This window comes from Acinetobacter sp. V2, assembly GCF_001188385.1.
Lineage (GTDB): Bacteria > Pseudomonadota > Gammaproteobacteria > Pseudomonadales > Moraxellaceae > Acinetobacter > Acinetobacter oleivorans.
Genome location: NZ_JZFB01000004.1, coordinates 205482 through 212082 on the forward strand (window position 1 = coordinate 205482; position 6601 = coordinate 212082).

At 39.8% G+C, this 6601-nt stretch carries 8 protein-coding genes; 2 read left to right on the forward strand and 6 right to left on the reverse strand.

The window, feature by feature from the left end:
• Positions 1-71: 71 nt before the first annotated feature.
• Positions 72-1082 (reverse strand): AraC family transcriptional regulator, encoded by a 1011-nt coding sequence (locus UC75_RS13920; RefSeq protein ID WP_049838011.1) that lies wholly within the window; start codon positions 1080-1082, stop codon positions 72-74.
• Positions 1083-1345: 263 nt separating this feature from the next.
• On the opposite strand from UC75_RS13920, the gene infA reads away from it, so the two are divergent.
• Complete coding sequence (infA, locus tag UC75_RS13925) at positions 1346-1567, forward strand: translation initiation factor IF-1 (RefSeq protein ID WP_001284370.1); 222 nt, start codon at positions 1346-1348, stop codon at positions 1565-1567.
• 51 nt (positions 1568-1618) lie between these two features.
• Here infA and UC75_RS13930 read toward each other — a convergent pair whose 3' ends face one another.
• The gene (locus tag UC75_RS13930) at positions 1619-1990 is read right to left on the reverse strand and encodes a lysozyme inhibitor LprI family protein (protein WP_049837938.1); all 372 of its coding nucleotides are present in this window, start codon (positions 1988-1990) and stop codon (positions 1619-1621) included.
• A gap of 174 nt (positions 1991-2164) precedes the next feature.
• Between UC75_RS13930 and UC75_RS13935 the strand changes: the two genes are divergently transcribed.
• Positions 2165-2572 carry a hypothetical protein gene (locus UC75_RS13935; protein WP_005302055.1) on the forward strand — a complete coding sequence of 136 codons (408 nt, stop codon included), beginning with the start codon at positions 2165-2167 and terminating at the stop codon, positions 2570-2572.
• Positions 2573-2624: 52 nt separating this feature from the next.
• Here the strand turns inward: UC75_RS13935 and leuB are convergent, their stop codons facing one another.
• From leuB to leuC, 4 genes are all read right to left on the reverse strand, one after another.
• Positions 2625-3704, reverse strand: a complete 1080-nt coding sequence (gene leuB, locus UC75_RS13940; RefSeq protein WP_049837939.1) for a 3-isopropylmalate dehydrogenase — start codon at positions 3702-3704, stop codon at positions 2625-2627.
• A 38-nt stretch (positions 3705-3742) separates the two neighbouring features.
• The gene (locus UC75_RS13945; RefSeq protein ID WP_005302052.1) at positions 3743-4327 is read right to left on the reverse strand and encodes a hypothetical protein; all 585 of its coding nucleotides are present in this window, start codon (positions 4325-4327) and stop codon (positions 3743-3745) included.
• 112 nt (positions 4328-4439) lie between these two features.
• Positions 4440-5087 carry a 3-isopropylmalate dehydratase small subunit gene (gene leuD, locus UC75_RS13950; protein WP_003654711.1) on the reverse strand — a complete coding sequence of 216 codons (648 nt, stop codon included), beginning with the start codon at positions 5085-5087 and terminating at the stop codon, positions 4440-4442.
• A gap of 18 nt (positions 5088-5105) precedes the next feature.
• Positions 5106-6524, reverse strand: a complete 1419-nt coding sequence (leuC, locus tag UC75_RS13955) for a 3-isopropylmalate dehydratase large subunit (RefSeq protein ID WP_004794861.1) — start codon at positions 6522-6524, stop codon at positions 5106-5108.
• Positions 6525-6601 lie beyond the last annotated feature (77 nt).

Genomic DNA, 6601 nt, shown 5'->3' on the forward strand with positions numbered 1-6601 from the left:
TTGCCACAGCCACCGCTTGGACCACATTGGCTAAACTTACCTGAGTAAGCTTAGCCCAATGCTGTATGTTTCTACCGGTGTTGTTTACGTTTACGGTATTCAACTGGTGTCTCATTCGTCCAACGCTTAAATGCGCGGTAAAACGTACTTGGCTCAGAGAAGCCAGTTAAATACACAATACGCTCAACACTCTCGTTGGTATTTGCCAAAAGTTTTTTAGCTAATCGACAACGATAATCTGACAAGATTTGCTGAAAACTAGTATTGGCTTCGCTTAGCTGAGTACGTAAGCGACGTGGAGTAATATTCAGCTGAGCAGCAACCGTTTCTAAGGTTGTTTCTCCACTTTCCAACGTTGAACCAATTGCGCGACGAACTTCACCAACTAAATCATAGCGAGCCAATTCCTGTAGTTTTTCAATCGCGAGCTGCTCATGCAACTGCAATAACTCAGGCTCTGCTTGCCAAAGCTGAAAATCTAGAATAGCTGGATCAAAATATAAACGTGTCTCTTTCTGGCCTAAACTGACTGGGCAGCCATACACTCGGAAATATTCATCCTCAGAAGCACCTTCGCTAAAATTAAAATCGATGAAGATGGGATGAAATTGCCCTTCGGTAATAAATTTAAAAAATCTAAGGATGCCTGAAATTGCACATTCAGAGAAGTGACGATTAACAAGATTATCAGCACCGATCTGTTGACCATTAGTTAAATAACAACGCCCTTCTTCAACTACCAGTTTTGCATCAAAAGCATCACTAATGAGTCGCTGATAAGCCAAGGCCCGTTTTAGACCTTCACCAAAAGTTTCACTACTAATAAATAGATGTTCAATGACCTGACCACGGTACAAAGGCAAATGCTCGCCTAAATGCAGACCGATATCTGGATCTTTACTGACTTCCTGAGCGGCAGTCCAAAAGGCGTACTGTGCACTTAACGGTGTACGTGCATTTGTATCAACCTGATTTAAAGCAACTCCCGCTTTGGTTAATATTTCTTCTGTTGGCAAACCCGCACGACGAATCGCTTGATAGCCAAAGCGTAATACAACTGATGCATCTGTTAGCTGACCCACGCAGTGCCCTTCCATGTAGATACTTCATTGATATTTAGGGCTGTTGACCTTTACGCAATTAACAGTCCCTAATAACTATGATTTTAGATTAGCGTTGATTGACCAAACTGACAACAGAATTACTCTTCTTTTATGAAAAAAATTACATCTTTTTTTATTAGTCATACTTTAACCAGATGCTTTAGCAAAAGGATGTCTATCTTGTTTTTTTTAAATAAATTGACTATAATTTGCGCCTTTCCAATTTGATCATCAGGTAGGCTATGGCCAATAAAGAGGAACTCATTGAGTTCGAAGGCGTTGTCACCGAAACGCTTCCTAATACGATGTTCCGTGTACGTCTTGAAAACGGTCACGAAGTTATTGCACACATTTCTGGTAAAATGCGTAAACACTATATTCGTATTCTTACTGGCGACAGTGTAAAAGTCGAAATGACTCCATATGACCTCACTAAAGGTCGTATTACGTACCGTGCTCGCTAATTAGTGAATGCAAAAAAGCCACTTTATGATGTGGCTTTTTTATTGCGTTGTTTATTCACTTAAGCGACTGGTTTTACATCCTACCGTTTGGCATTCACGCAGTCTTTCTTGCAGCCAATGGTTTCTTTCTTGCGTTGTCTGTAAACGACATTGCACGTCTACGCTATTCCTATTTGAATCTGTACAATCTGCATCACGTTGACGTATCCACGCGAGCTGAGATTTTTTAAGAATATTTTTTTGCGTCGTATTTAATTTTACGCGCAATGCTTGATAGTTCTTGTTCAGATCTGCATCAGCACTCGCATAAATTTTATTTGTACAGTAAATATCATCGTAAGTATTTCGGGCACTATCGCAGTTATCGGCATAGACCGCAGTCATTCCAAAACTGCATAAAAAAGCAAAAACTATTTTTCTCATACTTTTCTTCCTTAAGTTTTCTATGAAATTATTATTAAAACGATTTGAATATAATGATAAATCGCAAGACAAATTTACCTTCTATTTATCATAATCTTCCTTTTTTACTTTACAAGCATTCAAATCCAACCTATTGTTCTTTAATAATAAATATAATTTTTTATTGAGATAAAAATGAATACAGCTACTCGGTGTCAAATTGGTCTACTTTGTTTAATCGTCATGAATATGAGCGCTTGTACTAGCCATCCACGCCAATCTATAGATTTACAAGAATACTTAAAGGGCTTTCTAGGCAAATCATCGAACACCATTCGGCAAGATATCAATCTACGAAGTCTTGGTTTTCAAGTCGCAAATACTCCACAGAAAACATCCAATCAACTCATCTATACGATTTTACGTCCATTAAACATTCCAATCCCGATGGTGACTAATGTCGACATGAGAGGTAATTCTGTCGCTATACAATCAGGTAATTTGGGTGGTAATTCTTACGATTTGAATTTCAACTGCAAAGTTATTTTTCAGCTGAAGAATGATATTGCTGAGTCTATTCAATATGAAGGTAAAGCCTGCTAAAACATAGGCACAAAAAAACGCAGCCGTGAGCTGCGTTTTTTATAAGAAGCTTTTAAGCAAGAGCAGCGACAACTGCCTCACCCATCTCAGCTGTACCAACTTTTGTCATACCTTCAGACATAATATCTGCTGTACGCAAGCCTTGATCAAGTACTTGACCTACAGCGTCTTCAATTGCTTTTGCAGCAGCTTCTTCACGGAAAGTATAGCGAAGCATCATTGCAACAGAAAGAATAGTTGCTAATGGGTTAGCCACATTTTGACCCGCAATGTCAGGCGCAGAACCATGACAAGGCTCATACATACCTTTACCATTTTCATCTAACGATGCAGATGGCAACATACCGATTGAACCTGTAAGCATTGCTGCTTCATCAGATAAGATATCGCCAAATAAGTTACCCGTTACAATCACGTCAAACTGTTTAGGTGCACGTACAAGTTGCATTGCAGCATTGTCAACATACATATGTGAAAGCTGAATGTTTGAATAACTTGCTTGCTGTAAATCAGTAACTGTTTGCTTCCAAAGTTCTGTAACTTCTAAAACGTTGGCTTTATCGACTGAACAAACTTTACCACCACGTAAACCTGCAAGTTCAAAAGCCACTTTTGCAATGCGCTTAATTTCGCTTTCAGAATAAACGTCTGTGTTATAGCCTTGTTTTTCGCCATTTTCGAGTTCACGGATACCACGTGGCTGACCGAAATAGATACCACCAGTCAACTCACGAACAATTAAAATATCTAAACCAGCAACGATTTCAGGTTTTAAGCTAGAAGCATCTGCTAATTGCGGATATAAAATTGCTGGGCGCAAGTTAGCAAACAAGTTAAGTTCACTACGAATTTTTAAAAGACCACGTTCAGGGCGAATAGAGCGCTCAATCGCATCCCATTTTGGTCCGCCTACCGCACCTAATAAAATTGCATCAGCTTTTTTTGCTTGTTCACTCGTTACAGCTGGATACGGTTCACCATGCGCATCAATTGCTGCACCACCCAATAGACCATGTTCCCAAGTTAACGATAAATTAAATTTTTCATTTACTGTATTTAATATTTTTTCTGCTGCCCCAACAATTTCAGGACCAATACCATCACCAGCTAAAATTAAAATCTGTTTAGACATGAACTTTTTCCATTTTCCAAAAACAAGCAGCGTTATATTTACCGCGGTGTTAGTTTTTTCTGTTCAAGGAACTCGCCTAGCCCTGTTGTTACATCAAATGGTCGACAAAAACGGCGAATTACACGCCCATCCTGATCTAAATCGACACATAATGGATCTGGTACAGAAACATTGAGCAAACTACCCGAACGATTAGATTTGTCTCGGTACATTTTAAATGTATAGCGATGGTTGGCATTAAACTGGTGAATCACATGAAATGTTTCTGCCCGATCTGGAGAAATCGGATAGAAACGGATCACCACTTCATATTGTTTAGCGGGCACAGATAAATATAAACTGTTGGTTTGACCAAGCACTGAACCATGCAATCTTACAATTCCTTGATGAATTGCCTGATTACTAATTCGTCGTGTTTGCGCATCCACTACAGTAATATCATTTAGTCGTTCAAATTCACAACTCTTCGCGCCCGAACAATATATTGCTGCATTCTGCCCCAAATTTTCTTGTTCAGCCTGCTTAATACGGACAGTATCCACTACATTGTACGTGCTTTGACAAGCACTGAGTGTTATTGCGCACAGGCTCAACAAAAAGCTATGAGTAACGTTCCTCTTCATTGTTCAAGCCCAATCCTCATCTAGTGCATAATTTTAAGGTGTTTTTATGCTTTAGCATGTTAGCAAGAGTTTGAACACTACGCCATGGCTATGTTTAAAATGTACCAAAAGGTTAATTTAACTCTTGGAATACCCAAGGACGAACTTGTTTAGTTTTTTCTTCATAAGCACGAATTGCGTCGGCATTTTGAAGTGTTAAACCAATATCATCCAAACCATTTAACAAGCAATGCTTGCGAAATGGGTCAACTTCAAATTTAAAAGCTTCACCTGTTGGCGTACGTACTTCCTGAGCAGCTAAATCAATTGTTAATTGATATCCTTCATTAGCAGCACACTCTTTAAATAACTGATCAACAATTTCTTCTGACAAAATGACAGGTAACATGCCATTTTTAAAACAGTTATTAAAGAAAATATCAGCAAAGCTTGGCGCAATAACAGTACGGAAACCGTATTCATTTAATGCCCAAGGCGCATGCTCACGACTTGAACCACAGCCAAAGTTAGTACGAGCAATTAAAACATTTGCGCCTTGATAACGTGGTTGGTTCAAAACGAAATCCGGATTTTTTGGACGTACCGAGTTATCTTGTCCCGGATAGCCTTCATCTAAATAACGAAGTTCATCAAATAAGTTATCGCCAAAACCAGTACGTTTGATTGATTTCAAAAACTGTTTTGGAATAATTAAATCTGTATCAACATTGGCACGATCTAATGGTGCAACGATACCTTGTTCAACTGTATAAGCTTTCATGGTTTGCTCCAGACCGAATTAAAATGAACGAACATCAACAAAGTGACCTGCGATTGCAGCCGCTGCCGCCATTGCCGGGCTCACCAAGTGAGTGCGACCACCATTACCTTGACGACCTTCAAAGTTACGATTTGATGTTGATGCACAGTGTTCACCCGGTTGTAACTTATCAGCATTCATTGCTAAACACATTGAACAACCCGGTTCACGCCATTCAAAACCAGCTTCCAAGAAGATTTTATCCAAGCCTTCTTTTTCTGCCTGTTGTTTAACTAAACCTGAACCCGGAACAATCATGGCTTGCTTAATGCTAGAGGCTACTTTACGGCCTTTAACCACTTCAGCCGCAGCACGAATATCTTCAATACGAGAATTAGTACAAGAACCGATAAAGACACGATCAAGTTGAATATCAGCTAATGCTTGACCAGCATTTAAGCCCATATATTGATAAGCACGCGTCCAGTCATTACGTTGAACGTCATCTTTCGCTTGTTCTAAAGTTGGTACAGCTTCTGTGACCGGAATAACCATCTCAGGTGAAGTTCCCCAAGACACTTGTGGCTCGATCTCTGCACCATTTAATTCAACGACTGCATCAAACACTGCATCTTCATCTGAATGCAAAGTGTCCCAGTAAGCAACTGCTTGTTCCCATTGCTCACCTTTTGGTGCGTAGCTACGGCCTTTCACGTATTCAACAGTTTTATCATCAACAGCAACCATACCGACACGAGCACCAGCCTCAATCGCCATGTTACATACCGTCATACGTCCTTCAATCGACATATCACGGAAAACTTGGCCACCGAATTCAATTGCATAGCCTGTACCACCAGCAGTACCAATTTTAGCAATGATTGCCAACACAACATCTTTTGGTGTTACGCCTTTGCCTAATACGCCATCTACACGTACTAACATGTTTTTAGATTTTTTCTGGATCAAACATTGTGTTGCTAACACATGTTCAACTTCAGATGTTCCAATACCATGCGCCAAACAACCGAAAGCACCGTGAGTAGCTGTATGTGAATCACCACATACGACTGTCATGCCCGGTAAAGTTAAGCCCTGTTCAGGTCCAACGACATGCACAATACCCTGACGGATATCATTAATGCTGAATTCAACAATATTAAAAGCTTTACAGTTGTCATCTAAGGTTTGAACTTGAATACGAGACGTATCATCTTCAATACCTGCGATACCTTGGTCACGTTCTTTTTTAGACGTTGGAACGTTATGGTCCGGTGTAGCAACGTTTGCACTTAAACGCCATGGTTGACGACCTGCAAGTTGCAAACCTTCAAATGCTTGTGGACTAGTCACTTCATGCAATAAATGACGGTCAATATAAAGTAAACATGAGCCATCATCACGCTGTGAAACAACGTGGTCATCCCACAATTTGTCATATAAAGTTTTGCCTGCCATGTCGTCTTGCTCCATTGGACTGGGTAATTCTAATCTTTCTTCGATTATAGCCAGAGTTTCACATAAATCTAATTTAT